This is a genomic window from Leifsonia stereocauli (genome assembly GCF_038432415.1).
In the GTDB taxonomy this organism is placed as follows: Bacteria; Actinomycetota; Actinomycetes; order Actinomycetales; family Microbacteriaceae; genus Orlajensenia; species Orlajensenia stereocauli.
The window spans coordinates 925212-946637 of sequence record NZ_JBCAUN010000001.1; the positions used below are offsets into that span (position 1 = coordinate 925212).

The window sequence follows — 21426 nt, forward strand, 5'->3', positions numbered from 1 at the left end:
GAGGCGTAGGGTCGATGCAGTGAACTCCCGCCGATCGTGGGTCGTCTTCGGTGTCGGAGCGTTCCTCTACCTCTCAGCCGTGCTGCAGCGCACGTCGCTCGGTGTGGCCGGCGTTGCCGCGGCCGACAGGTTCGATGTGGCAGCCGCGGCCCTCTCGACGCTGGCCGTCGTGCAGATCGCCGTCTACGCGGCCATGCAGATCCCCGTGGGGGTTCTCATCGACCGTTTCGGTCCCCGCACGCTGATGCTGGCGGGAACGGCGGTGATGGTGGGCGGGCAGCTCGTTGTCGCCTTCGCTCCATCGCTCGGCCTCGCGGTGATCGGTCGCATCCTCGTCGGCGCGGGCGATGCGACGGTCTTCGTCTCCCTCATCCGTCTGGTGAGCTCCTGGTTCAGCGGCCGCATAGTCCCGCAGCTCTCGCAGTGGGTGGGCAACATCGGCCAACTCGGGCAGGTGCTCTCAGCGCTCCCGTTCGCCTGGATCCTGCGCAGCTACGGCTGGACGCCGGCGTTCGTGTCGGCCGCCTCGGTCTCGGCGCTCGGGCTGGTCCTCGGCTTCATCGCGCTGAAGGACCGTCCGGCGGGCACCGGCGACGAGCACCGAGTGACGGACATCAGGGTCGCCATCCGTCAACTGGTGGAATCGTTCAAGAGGCCGGGCACGCAGCTGGGCTTCTGGTCCCACTTCGTCACCCAGTCGCCGGGCACGGTGTTCAGCCTGTTCTGGGGATTCCCGTTCCTCGTGTTCGGCCTCGGGTACGACCAGCAGACCGCGGCGGAACTCCTGCTGCTTCTCGTGGGGGCCGGGATCGTGACAGGGCCGTTCCTCGGCATCCTGACTGCCCGCTATCCACTGCGCCGCTCGAACATCGTGCTCGGCATCGTGGCTGCGATGGGGGCGGCGTGGGCGGTTCTGCTGCTCTGGCCCGGCCAGCCGCCCCTCGGCGTCGTGATGCTCATGCTCGTCGTCATCGGAGTCGGTGGCCCCGGATCGCTGATCGGGTTCGACTTCGCCCGTACCTTCAACCCCATGCGCAGCCTCGGCGCGGCCAACGGCGTGGTCAACGTCGGCGGGTTCCTCGCCAGTTTCGTGATGATCTTCCTCATCGGCATCCTGCTCGATCTGCAGAATGCCGTCCGCACGGCCGGCGGAGAGGCCAGCGACCTCTACTCGCTGACATCGTTCCGCTGGGCATTCGCCATCCAGTACGTGGTGGTGGGCATCGGGGTCGGCTTCCTGCTGGAGGCGCGCCGCCGTACGCGGCGGCGCGTGCTCGCCGACGAGGGAATAGAGGTGGGGCCGATCTGGGTTTCACTGGTGCAGGCGTGGAAGCACCGCGGGGAACGCCGATAGGCGAGTGCTCCTAATAAACCGTGCAATAATTGTCAATAGGACCCGTTCATCTCCGGGCACCCCCAGTTCGATCCGCGTGCGGCGAGCTCCGGGGGAGCACTTCGGACTTGACATGGGTCCTAGTAATGTCCATTTTCGGCCACGACCGGATGCCTCAGGCACCCGGATGCGGCCACTCGGGGGAAGTCGTCACCGGCGTCCCTCCCTGTGAGAGGTGTACGAATGCCAACCACGAAGTCCGCCGCGGCCACAGCCGCGACCGAGGAGACGGAAACCGTCGCCCCGAAGACCACGGCTGCAGCGAAGAAGACCACCGCTGCGGCAGCGAAGACCACCACGGCCGCGCCGAAGAAGGCACCGGCCAAGAAGACCACCGGCACCGCCGCTGCCCCCGTCAAGCGCGCCTCGACGCGCGGCAAGGCCAAGGCCACCGCCGACGAGCCCGAGGAGGGCGAGGAGGTCGTCGTAGAGGCTGCCTCCATCGAGACCGTCGACGCCGCCACGAAGGACGAGGCCGACGACTTCGAGGATGACGAGACCAAGCCCGTCGCCACAGTCGAGCCGCTTCCCACCGGCGCCCTCCGGCTGTCGCTCGTCGACGACGAGGACGACGTTCCCGTCTACTCCTCGGCCATCACCGGCGCCACGGCCGACCCCGTCAAGGACTACCTGAAGCAGATCGGAAAGGTCGCGCTCCTGAACGCGGCCGAGGAGGTCGAGCTCGCCATGCGCATCGAGGCGGGCCTCTTCGCCGAGGAGAAGCTCTCGCACCTCAGCGAGGTCGAGAAGAAGTCGTCACTGGGGCGCGAGCTCCAGTGGGTCGCGAAGGACGGCGCCCGCGCCAAGAGCCACCTGCTCGGAGCCAACCTCCGCCTCGTGGTCTCCCTCGCCAAGCGCTACACCGGCCGCGGCATGCAGTTCCTCGACCTCATCCAGGAGGGAAACCTGGGCCTCATCCGTGCCGTCGAGAAGTTCGACTACACCAAGGGCTTCAAGTTCTCGACCTACGCCACCTGGTGGATCCGTCAGGCCATCACCCGCGCCATGGCCGACCAGGCCCGCACCATCCGCATTCCCGTGCACATGGTCGAGGTCATCAACAAGCTGGCCCGCGTGCAGCGCCAGATGCTGCAGGACCTGGGTCGCGAGCCCACGCCCGAGGAGCTGAGCCGCGAGCTCGACATGACCCCTGAGAAGGTCATCGAGGTGCAGAAGTACGGCCGCGAGCCGATCTCGCTGCACACCCCTCTCGGTGAAGACGGCGACAGCGAGTTCGGTGACCTCATCGAGGACACCGAGGCGGTCGTGCCGGCAGACGCCGTGGGCTTCACGATGCTCCAGAAGCAGCTCGAGAGCCTGCTCGACTCCCTCTCCGAGCGCGAGGCCGGTGTCATCCGCATGCGCTTCGGCCTGGGTGACGGCATGCCGAAGACCCTCGACCAGATCGGTGACACCTTCGGCGTGACGCGCGAGCGCATCCGTCAGATCGAGTCGAAGACGATGGCGAAGCTGCGCCACCCGTCGCGGTCGCAGTCGCTGCGCGACTACCTCGAGTAGGCCTCCACTGGTGCGGTACGTACCGGCGATCGTCATCGGTCGCACGGTCAGGACCCTCGCGCGGCTGCGGAAGCCGGGCGGTGGTTCCGCCGTGCCCGGACTCGTGGTGAACAAGGTCGCCCCCGGCTACCTCGCAACGACCCTGAACTCGTTCCGCGACGGTCTCGTGATCGTCTCGGGTTCCAGCGGCAAGTCGACCACGACGAAGATGCTCGTGGCGGTGCTGCGCGCTCACGGTCGTTCGGTGTTCACCAACCCGTCGACGGCGAACATCTCCCAGGGACTCACCTCGGCTCTGCTCGAGCGGGCCGACCTGCAGGGGCGCATCGACGACGACATCGCGGTCCTCGAGATGGACGAGGGGCACGGTGCCCTCATCGCCGCCGAGCTGTCGCCGCGCGTCGTCGCCCTCACGAACGTGATGGTCGACCAGATCGACCGTTTCCACGACTCCGAGATGGTCGCCGCCATGCTGACGACGATCGCGGCCAGGGCGACGGATGCCGTCGTCGTCAACGCTGATGACGACTACCTCGTGGAACTCGCCTCCAGTGTTCCCGCCGGCGTCAGGCTGGAGCGCTTCGGTGTCTCGTCCGCCGTGCTCGACGCCGCCCCTCACGGCCTCGGCCACGCACGCCTCGCGTCGGAGCGCCTCAGTGATCCGTCCGGCATCGTCGTGGGCGCCGTCTCCGGCCGAACGGCATCGATGCTGATCGACGGTGACGAGCACACCGTGGGCCTTCCTGCTCGGGGCGTCCATTATGCGACGGATGCCGCTGCCGCCCTGAGCACGGCTCGTGCCGTCCTCGGGTCGGCGTTCGACGTCGATCTCGCTGTCGCCGCCGTCGGCTCCATCCCGCCGGTGTTCGGCCGCGGCGAGGTCGTAGAGGTGCGCGGTCAGCAGGTCGAGTTCGTGCTCGTGCAGAACCCGGCGAGCTACCAGCTGAACATCGACACCCTCGAACCCGGCGCTCCCGTGCTCTTCGCCATCGGCTCCGACGTTCGCGACCCGTCGTACTTCTGGCCCGTCGACACGTCGCGCGTCTCCCGCGTCGACATCGTCAGCGGCTCGAAGGCATGGGAACTCGCCCTCCAGCTCAGCTACGACGAGGTCGAGATCGACCGTGTGGAGACGGATCTCGGTCGGGCAGTCGACGACTTCCTCGCTCTTCCCCGGCCCGCGACCGGCGTCAAGACCATCGTCTTCTCGGCCGACTCCATGCGACGCACCAGAGCCCATCTCGGCCTGACCTCCGAGGGGGAGTCGGCATGACCACGACCTTCACCATCGCCGTCATCGCTCCGAGCCTGCTGAACACGAACGGCGACGCCGAGAACGCCCGCGTGCTCGCCCGGCGAGCAGAGTGGGCCGGCGAGACCGCGACGATCGTCGCCGTCGAGGCCGCCTCCGACCTGCCGGAGGGCGTCGACGCCGTCGTGATCGGCTCGGGCTCCGACTCCGCACTCGTGCCGGCCAGGGACCTGCTGCTCGAGATCCAGGAGCAGCTCCGGATCTGGTCGACCTCCGGTGTTCCCATCCTCGCCGTCGGAACGGGCTGGGAGCTGATCAGCTGGGGCGTCGAACGCAGCATCGGCGGCGTGGTCGAGGGCCTCGGCATCCTCGCCGGGCGCGGTGTTCCCCGACAGGACCGCGTCAGTGGCGACCTCGTGCTCTCGAGCCGTTTCGGACGCATCGTCGGCTTCGAGAACCACGCCCGCGACTACGTCGGGGCCGAGGGCTCACCGCTCGGTCGGGTGCTGAGCGGCAGCGGCAACGGCAGCGGCTCCTCGCAGGAGGGCGTCGTCATGGGAGACGTCATCGGCACGCACCTGCACGGTCCTGTGCTCGCGAAGAACCCGGCGCTGGCCGATCACCTGCTCACGTCGATGTTCGAGCGCCGCGGCCTGGTCTACCAGCGCGGCGAGCGAGCGGCATCCGTCGACGACTACGCCGTCGCGGCACGCAACCAGATCCTGACCGGGCTCGGCCTCGACACCGACTGAACCGTCGCGCACTCTCAGAATGAGAAGAGCCGCCAGATGCGATGCATCGGGCGGCTCTTCTTCGTGAAGTACGAAGCGGTGCTGGTCAGTTCTCGAGGAGACGCGACGACTCGTCGTGCCAGCTGTGCGCGATGGAGGCGAGCTTCTCCTGGTGCTTGCGACCGTGGTGGGCGCAGAACAGCAGCTCGCCGCTGGCCACGACCACGCGGATGTAGGCCTGAGCGCCGCATGCATCGCAGCGGTCGAGGGCGGTCAGCTGGTGGGCCGTCTCGAGTTCATCGACGGCACCGTTCGGGGTAACGATCTGTGACATGGACTGACCCTCCTTTTCGTATCGACCTGAAGATCCGTGAGTCAATGTAAACACGCACATCAGTCGAATCCGCTTTCATGCACCTGCATTTCGCTCTGCGCGTACGGATTGTGACATTTCTCACGGCAGGGTGTCAGGTCCGGGGGATGTGCCCCTGCTCGCCTAGGGTTGACTGACGTGAGCAGTGACTATTCCGCCCGGCATCTTTCCGTCCTCGAGGGCCTCGAAGCGGTGCGCAAGCGCCCAGGCATGTACATCGGATCGACGGACTCGCGCGGCCTCATGCACTGCCTCTGGGAGATCATCGACAACTCGGTCGACGAGGCGCTGGGCGGCCACGGCTCCGAGATCGACGTGACGCTGCACCCGGACTCCAGCGTCGAGGTGCGCGACCGCGCCCGGGGCATCCCCGTCGACATCGAGCCGAAGACCGGTCTCTCCGGCGTCGAGGTGGTCTTCACCAAGCTGCACGCCGGCGGCAAGTTCGGCTCGGGGTCCTACGCCGCATCCGGCGGACTGCACGGTGTCGGCGCCTCGGTCGTCAACGCCCTGTCCGAGCGCCTCGACGTCGAGGTCGACCGCGATGGCAAGACGTACGCCATGTCGTTCCACCGCGGAGAGCCCGGCATGTTCGCCGATACCGGAGACACCAAGAGTCCGGATGCCCCATTCACCCCGTTCGAGAACAGAAGTGAACTGCGCGTTGTCGGCAAGGTGAAGAAGGGCGTCACCGGCACCCGCATCCGTTACTGGGCCGATCGACAGATCTTCACCAAGGGCGCCGACTTCCAGACCGAGGAGCTTCTCGGGCGAGCCAGGCAGACGGCCTTCCTCGTTCCCGGGCTCGGCATCCGCGTCACCGACGAACGTGGCTTCGAGCCGCACACCGACGAGTTCAGGTTCGACGGTGGCATCTCCGAGTTCGTCGAGCATCTCGCCCCCGACGCCCCGCTCACCGACACCTGGCGCCTGACGGGCACAGGCAGCTTCACCGAGACGGTTCCCGTGCTGAGCGACGCCGGCGCGATGATCCCCACCGAGCTGCAGCGCGAGTGCACCGTCGACATCGCCCTGCGCTGGGGCACCGGCTACGACACGGTCATGCGCAGCTTCGTGAACATCATCTCGACTCCCAAGGGCGGCTCGCACCAGGCCGGATTCGATGCCGGCATGCTCAAGTTCCTACGCCAGCAGGTCGAGCTGAACGCGCGCCGACTCAAGGCGGGTACGGACAAGCTGGAGAAGGACGACATCTTCGCAGGCCTCACCGCCGTGCTCACCGTCCGTCTGCCCGAGCCGCAGTTCGAGGGTCAGACCAAGGAGGTGCTCGGCACTCCGGCCGTGCGCTCCATCGTCGCCAACGTCGTGGCCAAGGCCATGGCCGAGCGCTACGCCTCGAGCAAGCGCGACGACAAGGCGCAGTCCGCCCTGCTGCTCGACAAGGTCGTCGCCGAGATGAAGTCCCGCATCTCGGCACGTGCCCACAAGGAGACCCAGCGCCGCAAGAACGCGCTCGAGAGCTCGTCGCTGCCGGCGAAGCTGGTCGACTGCCGGTCGAACGACGTCGCCCAGAGCGAGCTCTTCATCGTCGAGGGCGACTCCGCCCTCGGCACGGCCAAGCTGGCGCGCGACAGCGAGCACCAGGCTCTCCTGCCCATCCGGGGCAAGATCCTCAACGTGCAGAAGGCGAGTGTCGCCGACATGCTCGGCAACGCCGAGTGCGCCTCGATCATCCAGGTGATCGGCGCCGGGTCCGGCCGCAGCTTCGACCTGGAGACCGCCCGCTACGGCAAGGTGATCATCATGAGCGATGCCGACGTCGACGGCGCGCACATCCGCACCCTGCTGCTCACCCTGTTCTTCCGCTACATGCGGCCGATGATCGAGAACGGCCGGGTGTTCGCGGCCGTTCCTCCGCTGCATCGCGTCGTCGTGATGAACCCGGGGTCGAAGCCGAACGACACCCTGTACACGTACTCCGAGGCCGAGCTCCAGAAGATCCTGGCGGCGCTGAGCAAGCAGGGCAAGAAGTACCAGGACCCGATCCAGCGGTACAAGGGCCTGGGTGAGATGGACGCAGACCAGCTGGCCACGACCACCATGGACCGGAAGCACCGGACTCTCCGCCGCGTGAACGTCTCGGACGCTGAGAACGCCGGCCGGGTGTTCGAGCTGCTCATGGGCAACGACGTCGCGCCGCGCAAGGAGTTCATCGTCGACAGCTCCGACAGGCTCTCGCGCGAGAGCATCGACGCCTAGCGAGGAAGGGCGGTGCGGCGTACCGTCGACCGCATGGCCGAGTACACAGCGCACGTCGACGCGTTCATCGCCGCCCCACCCCAGGCCGTCTGGGACGTGATCACGAGTTCCGAGCCGCATCCGGAGATCCTCGCCGGAGCCCGGATCGTGACCGACTGGGCACTCGGCGGCGACATCCGGTGGATCGGCGAGTGGGAGGGGAAGACCTTCGAGGACCACGGGCGCGTGCTCGAGGTCGAGGAACCACGGCGGCTCGTCGTCACCCACTTCAGCCCGATGACCGGTCAGCCGGATGTTCCGGAGAACTACCACACGCTGCGCTACCAGCTCGAAGAGGTCAGGGGCGGCACACGCATCGAGCTCGACCAGGACAACAACCCGACAGCAGAGGCTGCCGAGCACTCAGCCGAGAACTGGCGCGACATGCTCGACGGCGTGCGCACCGTCGTGGAGCGCTTGCTCGGCTGAGCTCAGGCGATCGTGGTGCCGATGGCCCCGATGACGGCGTCGAGGGGCGTGCCGGATGCATCCCGCTTGGCACCGGCCTCCGGCAGCGTGCGCGCCGACCCGTCCGAACCGACGGCGAGCGGATCACGACCGACCCAGGCGAGCGCGAGAGCGCCCTCGCCCTTCAGGAAGCGCTGTGCACGCACGCCGCCGGTGGCGCGGCCCTTGGCCGGGAACTCGTCGAAGGGGCTCACCTTGGCGGTTCCTGGGTCGGTTCCGAGCAGCGTCTCGCTGCCTGTCGCGACGGTGGCCACCACGACGTCGTCGCGCTGGTCGGCCGGAATGGAGGTGAAGTGGACGACCGTGGCGTCGGCGCCCAGGTTGATCCCGGCCATTCCGCCGGCTGGGCAGCCCTGAGGACGCACCGATGCAGCAGGGAAGCGCAGCAGCTGCGCATCCGTCGCGACGAACACGAGCTCGTCTGTCTCGGCTCCCTGCACGGCACCGACGACCTCATCGCCCTTCTTGAGGGCGATGATCTCGAAGTCGGGGCGACTGGGGTATGCGCCGGTGGCGACGCGCTTGACTATGCCCTGACGCGTGCCGAGGGCGATGGACTGCTCGCTGGTGAGCGAGACGATGGCGAGCACCTTCTCGCCGCGATCGCTGAGCGCCAGGTAGTCGCCGACCTTCACGCCGGCGCCGAGCTGCACCGAGGTCTCGGGCAGGACAGGCAGGTCGACGGGGGAGAAGCGCACCAGGCGGCCACGATTGGTGACGGCGCCGATCTCGGTGCGGCTCGTCGTGTCGAGCGTCGAGAGCAGCGCGTCGTGCTTGCTGCGGCGTCGCTGGCGAACGGGCGCCGCCGGGGCGTCGTCATCGCGCGCGACCAGGTCGACGCGGGCGATCCGCCCGGTTGCGCTCAGGTACACGCGGCACGGAGCGTCCGCCACCTCGAGGATCGCCGCGGCACGCTTGGCGGCGGCGCCGGCGATGCTGGGCTTCGCCTCGGTCAGCAGGGTGCGGCGCGGTGTGCCGAACCTGTCGGCGATCTCGGCGAGCTCGTCGGAGACGAGCGAGCGGATGCGGGCATCGCTCGCGAGCAGGGTCTCGAGCTCGGCGATCTCGGCCTTCAGCTTGTCGCGCTCGGCCTCGAGCTCGATGCGGGAGAACTTGGTGAGGCGGCGCAGGCGCAGCTCGAGGATGTACTCGGCCTGCACATGGGTGAGGTCGAACACGTCCATGAGACGAGTGCGTGCCTGTTCGGTCTCGTCGCTGGTGCGGATGACCTGGATGACCTCGTCGATGTCGAGGATGGCCACGAGGAGGCCCTCGACCAGGTGAAGTCGCTCTCGGCGGCGGTCGAGCCTGAAGCGCGAGCGGCGAGTGACCACCAGCACTCGGTGCTCGACGTACACGACGAGGAGCTCGCGCAGTCCGAGGGTGCGTGGTCCGCCGTCGACGAGGGCGACGGCGTTGATGTTGAACGAGTCCTCGAGCGGCGTCAGGCGGTACAGCTGCTCGAGGACGGCATCCGGGCTGAAGCCGGTCTTGATCCCGATGACGAGGCGCAGGCCGTTCGTCCGGTCTGTCAGGTCGGTGACATCCGAGATGCCGCTGATCTTCTTGGCGTTGACGCCGTCCTTGATCTTCTCGATGACCTTCTCGGGGCCGACGAGGTAGGGCAGTTCGGTGATGATCAGGCCGGTCTTGCGAGCGGTGATCGACTCGACGCGCACCTTCGCCCTGGTCTTGAAGCTGCCGCGGCCGGTGGCGTAGGCGTCTCGAACACCGGAGAGGCCGGCGATGGTGCCGCCGGAGGGCAGGTCGGGGCCGGGCACGAACTCCATCAGGTCGTCGAGGGTCGCATCCGGATGCGCCAGGAGATGGCGGGCCGCCCCGACGACCTCGATGAGGTTGTGCGGAGCCATGTTCGTGGCCATGCCGACGGCGATTCCGCTCGCACCGTTCACGAGCAGGTTGGGGTAGGCGGCCGGCAGCACGTCGGGCTGGGTCAGCTGGTTGTCGTAGTTGGGAACGAAGTCGACGACATCCTCGTCGAGGCCCTCCGTCATCGCCAGAGCCGTGGCGGCCAGCCGCGCCTCGGTGTATCGGGCGGCGGCCGGGCCGTCGTCGAGCGAGCCGAAGTTGCCGTGCCCGTCGATGAGCGGCACGCGCAGGGTGAACGCCTGCGCCATGCGGACGAGAGCGTCGTAGATGGCGGTGTCGCCGTGCGGATGCAGCTTGCCCATGACCTCGCCGACGACGCGCGCCGACTTCACATGGCCGCGGTCGGGGCGCAGGCCCATCTCGCTCATCTGGTACAGGATGCGGCGCTGAACGGGCTTGAGCCCGTCGCGGGCGTCGGGGAGCGCACGCGAGTAGATGACGGAGTACGCGTATTCGAGGAACGAGCCCTGCATCTCGGTGGCGACGTCGACGTCTTCGATGCGTTCGACCGACTGGGTCTCGGGTGTGGAGTTCTGGCGCGGGGTCATCCGTTGTTTCTCGTCTGGTGGGGCTCGTTCTGGGGCCTCGTCGTCGCTGATCGGCAGGGCCGTCCTGTGCGAGACTGAGCGCGATGCCCATGGTACCTTCCGCCGAAACCGGCGCCCCGCGGCTTGCCGACGTTCTGGCAAGTTGCCGCGCCAGCATCACCGGGGCATCCAATCTGCTCGGGCTCCCCGCCGTCGACCACGCCATCGTGCTCCTCGTCGACGGGCTCGGAACCTCCAACCTGCGAGCCTCCGCCGGACACGCCCGCTACCTCGCCTCCCGCCTCACCAAGAAGGCCTCGCTGCCCGGCGTGTTCCCGGCCACGACAGCCGTCGGCCTCGGCTCCCTCTGCACTGGTGCGCCGTCCGGCTCCCACGGCCTGGTCGGGTACAGGGTCCTCGACGCCGCCAACGACCGCGTCGTCAACCAGCTGAGCGGCTGGGACGACGAGATGCGTCCCGATGCCTGGCAGCCGCTTCCGACCCAGTTCGAGCAGGCGACGGATGACGGCATCCCGGCGTTCGCGGTCGGCCCGTCGCGGTACGCCGACTCGGGTCTCAGCAATGCGCTGCTGCGTGGAGCCGAGTACGTGTCAGCGGGCTCCGTCGCCGCACGCTTGGATGCAGCGCTCCGCGTCGTGCGCGAGAACGACCGTGCACTCGTCTACGTCTACGTGCCGGAACTCGACATGGCGGCTCACGCCCGTGGGTGGCTATCCGACAAGTGGGTCGGCGAGCTCGAGGCCCTCGACGCCGAGGTCTCCAGGTTCGCCGAATCACTCCCGGCATCCGCCGGTCTCATCGTCACGGCCGATCACGGCGTCGTCGACGTCCCGGCTGCCAAGCACGTGCTGTTCGACACGGCTCCCCAGCTGATCGACGGCGTCCGCCACATCGGCGGCGACCCGCGGTGCCTGTACCTGTACCTGGAACCGGATGCCGCCCCGGATGCCGCCGACACCCTCGCTGCGGCCTGGCGGGAGTCGGAGGGCGATCGCGCCTGGGTCTACACCCGGGCCGAGGCCGTGGCCTCCGGCCTCTTCGGCGAGGTCGCGCCCGAGGTGCTGCCTCGTATCGGCGACGTCATCGTGGCCGCGCGCAAGCTGATCGCCTACTACGACTCGCGCGAGACGAACCTCTCGCCCCGGGCGATGATCGGCCAGCACGGATCCCTCACCGACGAGGAGTCCAGGGTGCCGTGCCTGAGATTCGGCGCCTATGCGGTCGACGCTCGTTGAGGCCCGACGGAGTCGCGGCCGAAACGACGAAGGCCGCATCCGAGGATCCCGAATGCGGCCTTCTGATCGTGGTTGTCAGCTGGGGTAGGCCCCGCGCGCGACCTGAGCCTTGGGCAGACGCATGAAACGCATCTGCAGCGCACGCATGGCGGAGTACCAACGCACCTTCTCCACCTTGTCGGCGCCGAACTTGGCGGCGAGCCGCTTGGTGAGGCTGAAGCCGAGGATGATGGAGTCGACGACGGCGATGAGGAAGAAGCCCCAGAGGGCGAAGATGCCGTACATCTGGATCTCGTAGCTCGGGATGAAGGTGAGCACGATGACAAGGGCCATCACCGGGAGCATGAACTCGCCGATGTTGAAGCGAGCGTCGACGTAGTCGCGGGCATAACGCTTCTGGGGTCCGCGGTCGCGCATGGGGAGGTAGCGGTCGTCGCCGGCCGCCATCCCGGCGCGCTGCTTCTCGCGGGCCTCGGCCGCCTTGACCTTGGCCTGGCGCGACGCCTCCTTGCGGTTGTCGGAGACGAGCGGACGCTTGCGCGCCGCCTCCTGCTCCTTGCGCGTCGGAGTCGGGGCGCCCTTGCCCTGCCTCGTCGCGGAGGAGGTCAGACGGGCGGCAGTCTCGTCGATGGTCTCGGTCACGGGTTCGGCGCCCTGAGGCGCGGTTTGCTTGGCCACATCAAATCCTTGGAATCGGTAGGACTCCAGAGTACCCGCTGAAGCTGGAGAGCCGGTCGTGAAGTCCGTCACGACGTGAGTGACCGCCGCGCGGTCGGTCTCCGTCCGGAACGGACCGCACGGCGCTGACATCCGTCGACGACTAAAATCGACGACATGACGGATGATCGACACCCCGCTGACCCCAATTCGACGACGACCGGTCAGGATGCCGTGCGCGAGGCCATCGAGACCGGCTTTCCCAACACCATCGCCGACCTCTGCGACCTCGTGCGCATCCCCTCGGTGTCGTGGCCCGCGTTCGACCAGGCTCACGTGCACACCAGCGCCGAAGCCGTCGCCGATTTGTTCCGCGGTCTCGGCGTCTTCGATGAGGTGCGCATAACCCAGGCTCCCGTTGCCGATGGCGATACCCTCGGCAACCCCGCGGTTCTCGCGGCACGCCCGGCACGGAACGGCGCCCCGACGATCCTGCTGTACGCCCACCACGACGTGCAGCCTCCCGGAGAGTCCGAGGAGTGGGAGAGCGCGCCGTACGAGCCGACCGTGCGCGGCGACCGTCTCTACGGCCGTGGCGCCGCAGATGACAAGGCCGGCGTCATGGCGCACGTCGCATCGATCCGCGCACTCGTCGAGGCCTACGGGACCGACTTCGACCTCGGACTCGCCATCTTCATCGAGGGGGAGGAGGAGGCCGGTTCGCTCTCCTTCGCGCACTTCCTCGAGCAGAATCGCGACGCTCTGGCGGCCGACGTCATCGTCGTCGCCGACTCCGGCAACTGGGACCTCGAGACGCCGGCGCTCACGGTCGGCCTGCGCGGCAACGTCGCATTCCGCCTGACCGTCCGCACCCTGTCGCACGCCGTGCACTCGGGCATGTTCGGGGGAGCGGTGCCGGATGCGATGCTCGCGATGGTGCGACTGCTCGCGACCTTCCACGGCGAGGACGGCTCCGTGGCGGTCTCCGGTCTCACGGGACAGGACGCGGACACCCCGGAGTACCCCGAGTCGCAGCTGCGCGCGGAGAGCGGCCTGCTCGACGCCGTCTCTCCCATCGGACACGGCAGCTTCCTCAGTCGCATCTGGACCCAGCCGGCGATCACCGTGACAGGGATCGACGCTCCGAGTGTCGGCAACGCCTCCAACACTCTGCTGCCATCGGTCGCCGTCCGGGTGAGCGCTCGCATCGCGCCCGGGCAGACTGCGGCAGACGCCCTCGCGGTGCTGACCGAGCACGTCGAGCGGAACACTCCGTTCGGCGCCGAGTTCGTCATCGACAGGGTGGAGCTCGGCGACCCCTTCCTCGTCGACACCAGCGGCTGGGCCGTCACCGAGGCCAAGGCGGCCATGGCCGATGCCTGGGGACGCGAGGCCGTCGATATGGGCATCGGCGGCTCGATCCCGTTCATCGCCGACCTGGTGCACGTCTTCCCCGATGCGCAGATCCTCGTGACAGGCGTCGAGGACCCGGACTCCCGGGCCCACAGCCCGAACGAATCGCTGCACCTCGGCGTCTACAAGCGCTCGGTGCTGAGCGAGGCGCTCCTGCTCGATCGACTCAACGCCCGCACCGACCGCCGACGCTGATGCCGCGGGGGAGCACATCAGGGTTTCCCCGGCATCCGGCGGTACTATGAGACTGATCTTCACAACTTGAGGCGCCGCGCGCGCGAAGGAGCATCATGACGGACACGATCACGACGAGCACGACGGCCCACGGGGTCGGCCTCAGCGACGCCGCGGCCACCAAGGTGAAGAGCCTCCTGAACCAGGAGGGTCGTGACGACCTGCGCCTGCGCGTCGCCGTTCAGCCCGGCGGATGCTCCGGTCTCATCTACCAGCTCTACTTCGATGAGCGGATGCTCGACGGAGACGCGACGGTCGACTTCGACGGCGTCGAGGTCATCGTCGACAAGATGAGCGTTCCCTACCTCGACGGCGCCTCGATCGACTTCGAGGACACCATCCAGAAGCAGGGCTTCACCATCGACAACCCCAACGCGCAGGGCAGCTGCGCCTGCGGAGACTCGTTCCACTAGGAACTGCAGCTCTCAGCCTCGGGAGATCGTCCATGCGGACGATCTCCCGAGTGCTTTTAAGGCGGAAAGTCGCGGGAAAACGAACGAAACAGTGCAGACAGACCCCGCCCGGTGCACACTGGAGCCGGGAGCGCGGAGTAGGCTGGACACGATCAATCACACTTCTCTGTGAAGTGTCCACGAGTCCCCCGAAAGGTCACCGGTGCGCAACAATCGCCGTCTCCGATGGGCTGCAATTCCGATCGCAGCGACGCTAGCCGTAGTTCTTGCCGGGTGCACCCAGGCTCAGCTGAACGGTTTCCTCCCCGGTTTCGAGGAGGGCGAGAGCCCCGTCACGAACAACACCTCCATGGTGTCCGGCCTCTGGGTCACATCCTGGATCGTCCTGCTGGTCGTCGGTGTCATCACCTGGGGCCTGACCATCTGGGCCGTCATCGTCTACCGTCGCCGCAAGGGCCAGACGGGACTCCCGGTGCAGCTGCGCTACAACATGCCGATCGAGATCTTCTACACGATCGTGCCGCTCATCCTCGTGCTGGGCTTCTTCGCCTTCACTGCGCGCGACCAGACCGCCATCGAGACGCCGTACGCCGAACCCGATGTGAAGATCAACGTCGTCGCCAAGCAGTGGGCGTGGGACTTCAACTACGTGGATGAAGACGTCTACTCTCCCGGCATCCAGGGCCAGTACGACGACAGCTCCAACGACGGCAGCGGTGAACTCGTCGAGTCCGAGCTCCCGACCCTGTACCTGCCCGTGGACAAGAAGATCGAGATCTCGCTCAACGCCCGCGACGTCATCCACTCCTTCTGGGTCATCGACTTCCTCTACAAGAAGGACATGTTCCCCGGCAAGACCAACTACATGTACGTCACCCCCGAGCGTGAGGGAACGTACAAGGGCAAGTGCGCCGAGCTCTGCGGTGAGTATCACTCCGCGATGCTCTTCAACGTGAAGGTCGTCTCCGAGGCGGAGTACGAAGCCCACATCCAGGATCTGCGCGATGCCGGCTTCGAAGGCCAGCTCGGTGCAGAGTACGACCGCAACACGAACCTGCCGGGCACGAAGGCGCCCGTGACAGAGGAGGGCGAGTAGCCATGAGCACCGCAACAGCACCGGCTCCCGCTCGGACCTTCGGAACTCCGAAGGTCGAGAAGAAGGGCAACATCTTCGTGCGGTGGATCACCTCCACCGACCACAAGATCATCGGGTACATGTACCTGATCGCCTCGTTCGTGTTCTTCTGCATCGCAGGAGTCATGGCACTCATCATCCGCGCCCAGCTCTTCGAGCCGGGCCTGGAGATCCTGCAGACGAAGGAGCAGTACAACCAGCTCTTCACGATGCACGGCACGATCATGCTCCTCATGTTCGCCACGCCGCTCTTCGCCGGTTTCGCCAACGTGATCATGCCGCTGCAGATCGGTGCTCCTGACGTCGCCTTCCCGCGTCTGAACGCCTTCGCGTTCTGGCTCTTCCTGTTCGGCAGCCTCATCGCGGTCGGTGGCTTCCTCACCCCGCAAGGTGCGGCCTCGTTCGGATGGACGGCGTATCAACCGCTCTCCACCACGACGTTCAGCCCAGGTCTCGGCGGCAACCTCTGGATGTTCGGTCTCGGCATGAGCGGTTTCGGAACCATCCTCGGTGGTGTGAACTTCATCACGACGATCATCACCATGCGCGCTCCCGGAATGACCATGTTCCGCATGCCGATCTTCACGTGGAACACCCTCGTGACGTCGCTGCTGGTGCTCATGGCGTTCCCGGTGCTGGCCGCCGCGATCCTCGCCGCCGGTGCCGACCGCGTCTTCGGCGCCCACATCTACGACCCCGCGAACGGCGGAGTCATGCTGTGGCAGCACCTCTTCTGGTTCTTCGGTCACCCCGAGGTCTACATCATCGCTCTGCCGTTCTTCGGCATCGTGTCCGAGATCCTGCCCGTGTTCAGCCGCAAGCCGATCTTCGGTTACAAGACGCTGATCTACGCGACCATCGCGATCGCGGCCCTCTCGGTCACGGTCTGGGCCCACCACATGTACGTGACGGGCTCGGTGCTGCTGCCCTGGTTCGCGCTCATGACGATGCTCATCGCAGTGCCGACAGGCGTGAAGATCTTCAACTGGATCGGCACCATGTGGCGCGGATCCGTGACGTTCGAGACGCCCATGCTCTGGACTCTCGGCTTCCTCATCACCTTCGTCTTCGGTGGACTCACGGGAGTCATCCTCTCCAGCCCTCCGCTCGACTTCCACGTGTCGGACACGTACTTCGTGGTGGCGCACTTCCACTACGTCGTGTTCGGAACCGTCGTGTTCGCCATGTTCGCCGGGTTCTACTTCTGGTGGCCGAAATGGACCGGCAAGATGCTCAACGAGCGTCTCGGCAAGATCCACTTCTGGATCCTCTTCATCGGCTTCCACACGACGTTCCTCGTCCAGCACTGGCTCGGAGTCGTCGGCATGCCGCGTCGTTACGCGACCTACCTGCCCGACGACGGGTTCACCTGGATGAACCAGCTCTCCTCGGTGGGATCCGCCATCCTCGCACTGTCGATGGTCCCGTTCTTCCTGAACGTCTACATCACGGCACGACGCGCTCCCCGCGTGACGGTGAACGATCCGTGGGGCTACGGGGGATCTCTCGAGTGGGCGACGTCGTGCCCGCCGCCGCGTCACAACTTCACGTCGATCCCTCGCATTCGTTCCGAGCGACCGGCATTCGACCTCAATCACCCTGAGGCCGGCCTGCCGATCGGCATCGGCCCTGCGAAGGATGCTCCGGATGCCCCCACGTACGACGCCACGAAGGACGAGGTCAAGTAGATGAGAGTCAACGCCGTCCTGCTCTGGGTCCTCTCGGTCTTCTTCCTCCTCTCGGCAGCCGTCTACGGCTTCTGGACGTGGCTCGACTCCGGCGACGACCAGCGGATCGAGGCCGTCGGCACGATCGGCATGCTCCTCTGTGCCGTTCTCGCCGCGTTCATCGCCTTCTACGTCGGGCGCGTCCACAGCGCCCAGGGCGGCGAGCTGCCCGAGGATCGCCTGGATGCCAACATCGATGACGGAGACGCCGAACTCGGCTTCTTCAGCCCGTGGAGCTGGTGGCCTCTGCTGCTCGGCGCCTCGGTGGCGATCAGCTTCCTCGGTCTCGCCGTCGGCTTCTGGCTGACGTACTGCGCCGTGGGCCTGGTGCTCATCAGCCTCGTCGGCTGGGTCTACGAGTACTACCGCGGACTCTTCGCCCGCTGATCCACTCCGAATGAAGCGCCCGGCACCTTCTCGTGCCGGGCGCTTCGTCGTTCACAGGGATGACTGCGCGGCCGCCAGCAGGTGGGCGCGGCATCCGCTCGGAGAGATGTCAACGCCGTCTGAGACGCACGATGTCGACGGATGCCGTCACGCTCTCCGAGCGCCCGTCGGAGGCCGCCTGCCGGTGGCGTGCGGCCGGCCCCATTCCCAGGAGATGCTCGACGGCAGCGCCATCCAGCTCCATCGCATACGCGACCCTCTCGACGCCGATCACGTCGAAGAGGGAGGATGCCTCCTCCTGCAGCCGTTCGGCCTTGTCGGCGGGAACGTCGAGGGCCCGCCCATCAGCGCGCAGCTCGCGCAGGTGCGTGCCTGAGGGCACCACGACGATGAGCCGGCCATCGGTTCGCAGCATGCGGTGGAACTCGGGGAGGTTGCGCGGAGCGAAGACCGTGATGACGGCGTCTGCGCATCCATCGCGCAGGGGCAGCGGACGCCACGTGTCGGCGACGACTCCATCGCTGCCTGTGGCGCGCACCGTGCGGCGCACGGCCTCGGGGGAGAGGTCGAACCCGACGGCCCTCGTGTCGCTGTTCCCGGCCGAGCCGAGCACTCCGGCGAGGTAGTACCCTGTCCCGCAGCCGGCGTCGACGATCCGCTCTGCCGCCGTCGGCACTGCCGCGGCCAGAGCGTCGCGGATGGGCTCGTAGTGCCCGGCTCCGAGAAAGGCGTCGCGGGCGTCGAGCATGGCCGCGTCATCACCGGTCATGCGGTCGTTCGACGCGACGAGATTCACGTAGCCGCGCTTGTTCGCGTCGAAGGCGTGGGCATTCTCGCACCGCAGGGTCAGGGGAGCGGCATCCGTCAGCGGAGAACCGCAGTGCGGGCAGCGCAGCCACTCCGCGAGACTCGCCATGGTCATGAGTGCTCGCCCATCGTCCTTCCACCACGGATGCTCCGAAAACGGCGAAGCGCCGATGACGGTGATGTCATCGGCGCCTCCCAGCGGTTCGAGTCGAACGCTCTAGTGAGCGCTCTTCTCGTCGAGCTCGTGGTGGGTGTCGTGGTGGCCGTGGGCCGCTTCCAGCTCGGTCTGGGTGACCGGCGAGATGCGATCCTCGAAGAACCAGCGGGAGAAGCCTGCGCGCAGGCGCTGACCCACCGTGATGCGCCCCTGCGAGTTGGGGCGGATCATCAGCGGCTCGTAGTCGGTGTAGCTGACCAGGCGCCAGCGCTCGTACTCGGTGAGCGGCTCGTGCACCTCGATGAACTCGCCACCCGGGAGCTTCACGATTCGACCGGTCTCGAAGCCGTGCAGCACGAGCTCGCGGTCCTTCTTCTGCAGCGCCAGGCACACGCGCTTCGTGACGAAGTAGGCGATGAAGGGACCGACGATGACCACGAACTGCAGGGAGTGGATGACACCCTCCATCGTGAGCTTGAAGTGGGTCGCGATGATGTCCGAGCTCGCGGCCGCCCAGAGGCCGGCGTAGAACGTGACACCCGCAGCGCCGATGGCCGTGCGTGTCGGCACGTTGCGCGGACGATCGAGCACGTGGTGCTCCCGCTTGTCGCCGGTGACCCACGCCTCGATGAAGGGGTAGATCATGGCGAGCACGATGAACAGACCGAGCGCACCCAGAGGGATCAGGATGTTGAACGACCAGGTGCGGTCGAGCCACACGAACTCTAGTCCCGGCGGGATCAGGCGCAGGGCGCCGTCGGCGAAGCCGATGTACCAGTCGGGCTGGGTTCCAGCCGACACGGGGGAGGGGTCGTACGGACCGTAGTTCCAGATCGGGTTGATCGTGAAGAACGAGGCGATCAGCATGATGATGCCGAAGACGATGAAGAAGAAACCACCGGCCTTCGCGGCGTAGACCGGGAGCACGGGCTGGCCGACGGCGTTCATGTTGGTGCGACCGGGGCCGGGGTACTGGGTGTGCTTGTGCACGACCAGGAACAGCAGGTGCAACGCGATGAGCGCGACGATGATGGCGGGCAGCAACAGGATGTGCAGCGTATACAGGCGCCCCACGATCAGCTCGCCGGGGAACTCGCCGCCGAACAGCAGGAACGAGATCCAGGTGCCGACGATCGGGATGCCCTTGACCATGCCGTCGATGATGCGCAGGCCGTTGCCCGAGAGCAGGTCGTCGGGGAGCGAGTAGCCCGTGAAACCCTCGGCCATGGCCAGGATGAACAGCACGAAGCCGATGACCCAGTTCAGCTCGCGCGGCTTGCGGAAGGCACCCGTGAAGAAGATGCGCATCATGTGCAGGCCGATCGATGCCACGAACAGCAGCGCAGCCCAGTGGTGCACCTGTCGCATCAGCAGGCCACCGCGGATGTCGAACGAGATGTCGAGCGTCGACGACATGGCCGCCGACATCTCGATGCCCTTGAGGGGCACGTACGAGCCGTCGTAGATGACCGGGGTCATCGCAGCCTGGAAGAAGAAGGTGAGGAACGATCCGGAGAGGAGGATGACGACGAAGCTGTACAGTGCGACCTCGCCGAGGAGGAACGACCAGTGATCGGGGAAGATCTTCCGGCCGAGTTCCTTGACCATCGTCGAGACGCTCGTGCGCTCGTCGATGTAGTTGGCAGCGGCGGCGGTGAAGCCGCCCTTCTTCTCGACGGCGGTAGACGTCGTCGGGGGTGCCTCAGGTGTAGTGGCGGTACTCACGAACGCTCCCAGAAGCTCGGTCCGACTGGTTCAAGGAAGTCGCTCTGCGCGATGAGGTAACCCTCGGAATCCACGGCGATGGGCAGCTGGGGGAGCGGCCGCTTGGCCGGCCCGAAGATGACCTCGCAGTGGTTCGACACATCGAACTGCGACTGGTGGCACGGGCAGAGGAGGTGGTGCGTCTGCTGCTCGTACAGGGCAACGGGGCATCCGACGTGCGTGCAGATCTTGGAGTACGCGACGATGCCGTCGTACGACCAGTCAGCCCGCTCGGGGAGCTCGTTGAGGTCCTCGGGACGGAGGCGCATGAGGAGAACGGCCGCCTTGGCCTTCTCCTCGAGCTTGCCGTGCTCGAGGTCGTTCAGGTCTTCGGGGATCACGTGGAACGCGCTGCCCAGCGTGACGTCGGTCGCCTTGATGGCGACACCGCTCGGGTCGAGTGCGAGGCGCGTGCCCTTCTTCCACATGGTGTGGGAGAGCAGCTCCACGGGGTTCTCGTCCTGCGGAGCGAGTCCGCGGAACAGGACGACGGCAGGCAGCGGGAACACGATGAGAGCACCGATGAGCGAGTTGCGGATGAGCGTGCGACGCCCGAATCCGGATTCCTTGTTCGCCACGTCGAAGATCTCGACGGCTGCGGCCCGGGTCTCGTCGCTTCCACGGGTGAGGTGACGGATGTCGACACCCTCGTCGTCGACCATGAGCGCCTTGCCCCAGTGAACGGCACCGAAGCCGATGGCGAGGAGCGCGAGCGTGAGGCCGATACCGATGAACAGCGTGTTGAGACGCACGTCTCCGACGTTGTTCGACTCGATCGGGAACAGCATGTAGGCCGCGATGGCCCAGACGCTGCCGACGATGGAGAGGTAGAAGAGCGTGTAGACCGTGCGCTCGGCGTGCTTCTCCTTCTTCGGATCCAGATCGGTCACGCGCTTGCGGTGCGGGACCAGTCCGGGGTCGGTGAAGGCGTCACGCGAGACCACGGCTGTGCCGGGGTGAGCCTCGTCGTGATGGTCGGCGACCGACGAATCGGCGACGGTGAGATCCTTACCGTCGTTATCGTCCTGTGCCATGGTTCTCCTTTTCGCGCTGGGTCATTGCCGT

Annotated in this window: 18 protein-coding genes; 12 read left to right on the top strand and 6 right to left on the bottom strand. The window is 66.9% G+C overall.

Features of this window, described 5'->3' with window-relative positions:
• Positions 1-19 precede the first annotated feature (19 nt).
• From AADV74_RS04545 to AADV74_RS04560, 4 genes are all read left to right on the top strand, one after another.
• Positions 20-1354, top strand: coding sequence for an MFS transporter (locus AADV74_RS04545; RefSeq protein WP_342112249.1), 1335 nt, complete (start codon positions 20-22; stop codon positions 1352-1354).
• Between the two features lie 222 nt (positions 1355-1576).
• Entirely contained in the window at positions 1577-2911 is a 1335-nt protein-coding gene (locus AADV74_RS04550; RefSeq protein ID WP_342112251.1) for an RNA polymerase sigma factor, read from the top strand.
• A 10-nt stretch (positions 2912-2921) separates the two neighbouring features.
• The gene (locus AADV74_RS04555; RefSeq protein ID WP_342112253.1) at positions 2922-4184 is read left to right on the top strand and encodes a MurT ligase domain-containing protein; all 1263 of its coding nucleotides are present in this window, start codon (positions 2922-2924) and stop codon (positions 4182-4184) included.
• Entirely contained in the window at positions 4181-4915 is a 735-nt protein-coding gene (locus AADV74_RS04560; RefSeq protein WP_342112255.1) for a type 1 glutamine amidotransferase, read from the top strand. Before AADV74_RS04555 ends, AADV74_RS04560 begins: the two co-directional genes overlap by 4 nt.
• A gap of 85 nt (positions 4916-5000) precedes the next feature.
• On the opposite strand, the gene AADV74_RS04565 is transcribed toward AADV74_RS04560, so the two are convergent.
• Positions 5001-5228, bottom strand: a complete 228-nt coding sequence (locus AADV74_RS04565; RefSeq protein ID WP_342112256.1) for a DUF7455 domain-containing protein — start codon at positions 5226-5228, stop codon at positions 5001-5003.
• Positions 5229-5405: 177 nt separating this feature from the next.
• Here AADV74_RS04565 and AADV74_RS04570 point away from each other — a divergent pair, with 177 nt between their 5' ends.
• Both AADV74_RS04570 and AADV74_RS04575 read left to right on the top strand, forming a co-directional pair.
• The gene (locus tag AADV74_RS04570; RefSeq protein WP_342112258.1) at positions 5406-7487 is read left to right on the top strand and encodes a DNA gyrase/topoisomerase IV subunit B; all 2082 of its coding nucleotides are present in this window, start codon (positions 5406-5408) and stop codon (positions 7485-7487) included.
• Positions 7488-7520: 33 nt separating this feature from the next.
• Positions 7521-7955 (top strand): SRPBCC family protein, encoded by a 435-nt coding sequence (locus AADV74_RS04575; RefSeq protein ID WP_342112260.1) that lies wholly within the window; start codon positions 7521-7523, stop codon positions 7953-7955.
• Positions 7956-7957: 2 nt separating this feature from the next.
• Here AADV74_RS04575 and AADV74_RS04580 read toward each other — a convergent pair whose 3' ends face one another.
• Positions 7958-10432 carry a DNA gyrase/topoisomerase IV subunit A gene (locus AADV74_RS04580; protein ID WP_342112262.1) on the bottom strand — a complete coding sequence of 825 codons (2475 nt, stop codon included), beginning with the start codon at positions 10430-10432 and terminating at the stop codon, positions 7958-7960.
• A gap of 83 nt (positions 10433-10515) precedes the next feature.
• Between AADV74_RS04580 and AADV74_RS04585 the strand changes: the two genes are divergently transcribed.
• Entirely contained in the window at positions 10516-11667 is a 1152-nt protein-coding gene (locus AADV74_RS04585) for an alkaline phosphatase family protein (protein WP_342112264.1), read from the top strand.
• A gap of 75 nt (positions 11668-11742) precedes the next feature.
• Here the strand turns inward: AADV74_RS04585 and AADV74_RS04590 are convergent, their stop codons facing one another.
• On the bottom strand, positions 11743-12345 hold the full coding sequence (locus tag AADV74_RS04590; RefSeq protein ID WP_342112266.1) for a DUF3043 domain-containing protein: 603 nt from the start codon (positions 12343-12345) through the stop codon (positions 11743-11745).
• 156 nt (positions 12346-12501) lie between these two features.
• On the opposite strand from AADV74_RS04590, the gene AADV74_RS04595 reads away from it, so the two are divergent.
• The 5 genes from AADV74_RS04595 (at position 12502) to AADV74_RS04615 (ending at position 17633) form a co-directional block, all read left to right on the top strand.
• On the top strand, positions 12502-13932 hold the full coding sequence (locus AADV74_RS04595) for a dipeptidase (RefSeq protein WP_342112267.1): 1431 nt from the start codon (positions 12502-12504) through the stop codon (positions 13930-13932).
• Positions 13933-14027: 95 nt separating this feature from the next.
• On the top strand, positions 14028-14384 hold the full coding sequence (gene erpA / locus AADV74_RS04600; protein ID WP_342112270.1) for an iron-sulfur cluster insertion protein ErpA: 357 nt from the start codon (positions 14028-14030) through the stop codon (positions 14382-14384).
• Between the two features lie 202 nt (positions 14385-14586).
• Positions 14587-15480 carry an aa3-type cytochrome oxidase subunit II gene (ctaC, locus tag AADV74_RS04605; RefSeq protein ID WP_342112273.1) on the top strand — a complete coding sequence of 298 codons (894 nt, stop codon included), beginning with the start codon at positions 14587-14589 and terminating at the stop codon, positions 15478-15480.
• A gap of 2 nt (positions 15481-15482) precedes the next feature.
• Complete coding sequence (gene ctaD / locus AADV74_RS04610; protein ID WP_342112275.1) at positions 15483-17207, top strand: aa3-type cytochrome oxidase subunit I; 1725 nt, start codon at positions 15483-15485, stop codon at positions 17205-17207.
• Positions 17208-17633, top strand: coding sequence for a cytochrome c oxidase subunit 4 (locus tag AADV74_RS04615; protein WP_342112277.1), 426 nt, complete (start codon positions 17208-17210; stop codon positions 17631-17633). It abuts the gene before it with no gap.
• Positions 17634-17742: 109 nt separating this feature from the next.
• On the opposite strand, the gene AADV74_RS04620 is transcribed toward AADV74_RS04615, so the two are convergent.
• The 3 genes from AADV74_RS04620 to qcrA form a co-directional block, all read right to left on the bottom strand.
• Positions 17743-18555, bottom strand: coding sequence for a putative RNA methyltransferase (locus AADV74_RS04620; RefSeq protein WP_342112280.1), 813 nt, complete (start codon positions 18553-18555; stop codon positions 17743-17745).
• 102 nt (positions 18556-18657) lie between these two features.
• Positions 18658-20322: a cytochrome bc1 complex cytochrome b subunit gene (gene qcrB, locus AADV74_RS04625; protein WP_342112282.1), complete on the bottom strand. Its 1665-nt coding sequence runs from the start codon at positions 20320-20322 to the stop codon at positions 18658-18660.
• The gene (qcrA, locus tag AADV74_RS04630) at positions 20319-21395 is read right to left on the bottom strand and encodes a cytochrome bc1 complex Rieske iron-sulfur subunit (protein WP_342112284.1); all 1077 of its coding nucleotides are present in this window, start codon (positions 21393-21395) and stop codon (positions 20319-20321) included. The genes qcrB and qcrA overlap by 4 nt, the downstream gene beginning before the upstream one ends.
• Positions 21396-21426: the final 31 nt, after the last annotated feature.

Bases quoted from the DNA above. Each gene is read 5' to 3' on its own strand.
- AADV74_RS04550 (WP_342112251.1), top strand. From the start codon at position 1,577: ATGCCAACCACGAAGTCCGCCGCGGCCACAGCCGCGACCGAGGAGACG.
- AADV74_RS04560 (WP_342112255.1), top strand. From the start codon at position 4,181: ATGACCACGACCTTCACCATCGCCGTCATCGCTCCGAGCCTGCTGAAC.
- AADV74_RS04565 (WP_342112256.1), bottom strand. From the start codon at position 5,228: ATGTCACAGATCGTTACCCCGAACGGTGCCGTCGATGAACTCGAGACG.
- AADV74_RS04575 (WP_342112260.1), top strand. From the start codon at position 7,521: ATGGCCGAGTACACAGCGCACGTCGACGCGTTCATCGCCGCCCCACCC.
- AADV74_RS04580 (WP_342112262.1), bottom strand. From the start codon at position 10,432: ATGACCCCGCGCCAGAACTCCACACCCGAGACCCAGTCGGTCGAACGC.
- AADV74_RS04585 (WP_342112264.1), top strand. From the start codon at position 10,516: ATGCCCATGGTACCTTCCGCCGAAACCGGCGCCCCGCGGCTTGCCGAC.
- AADV74_RS04595 (WP_342112267.1), top strand. From the start codon at position 12,502: ATGACGGATGATCGACACCCCGCTGACCCCAATTCGACGACGACCGGT.
- erpA (WP_342112270.1), top strand. From the start codon at position 14,028: ATGACGGACACGATCACGACGAGCACGACGGCCCACGGGGTCGGCCTC.
- ctaD (WP_342112275.1), top strand. From the start codon at position 15,483: ATGAGCACCGCAACAGCACCGGCTCCCGCTCGGACCTTCGGAACTCCG.
- AADV74_RS04615 (WP_342112277.1), top strand. From the start codon at position 17,208: ATGAGAGTCAACGCCGTCCTGCTCTGGGTCCTCTCGGTCTTCTTCCTC.
- AADV74_RS04620 (WP_342112280.1), bottom strand. From the start codon at position 18,555: ATGACCATGGCGAGTCTCGCGGAGTGGCTGCGCTGCCCGCACTGCGGT.
- qcrA (WP_342112284.1), bottom strand. From the start codon at position 21,395: ATGGCACAGGACGATAACGACGGTAAGGATCTCACCGTCGCCGATTCG.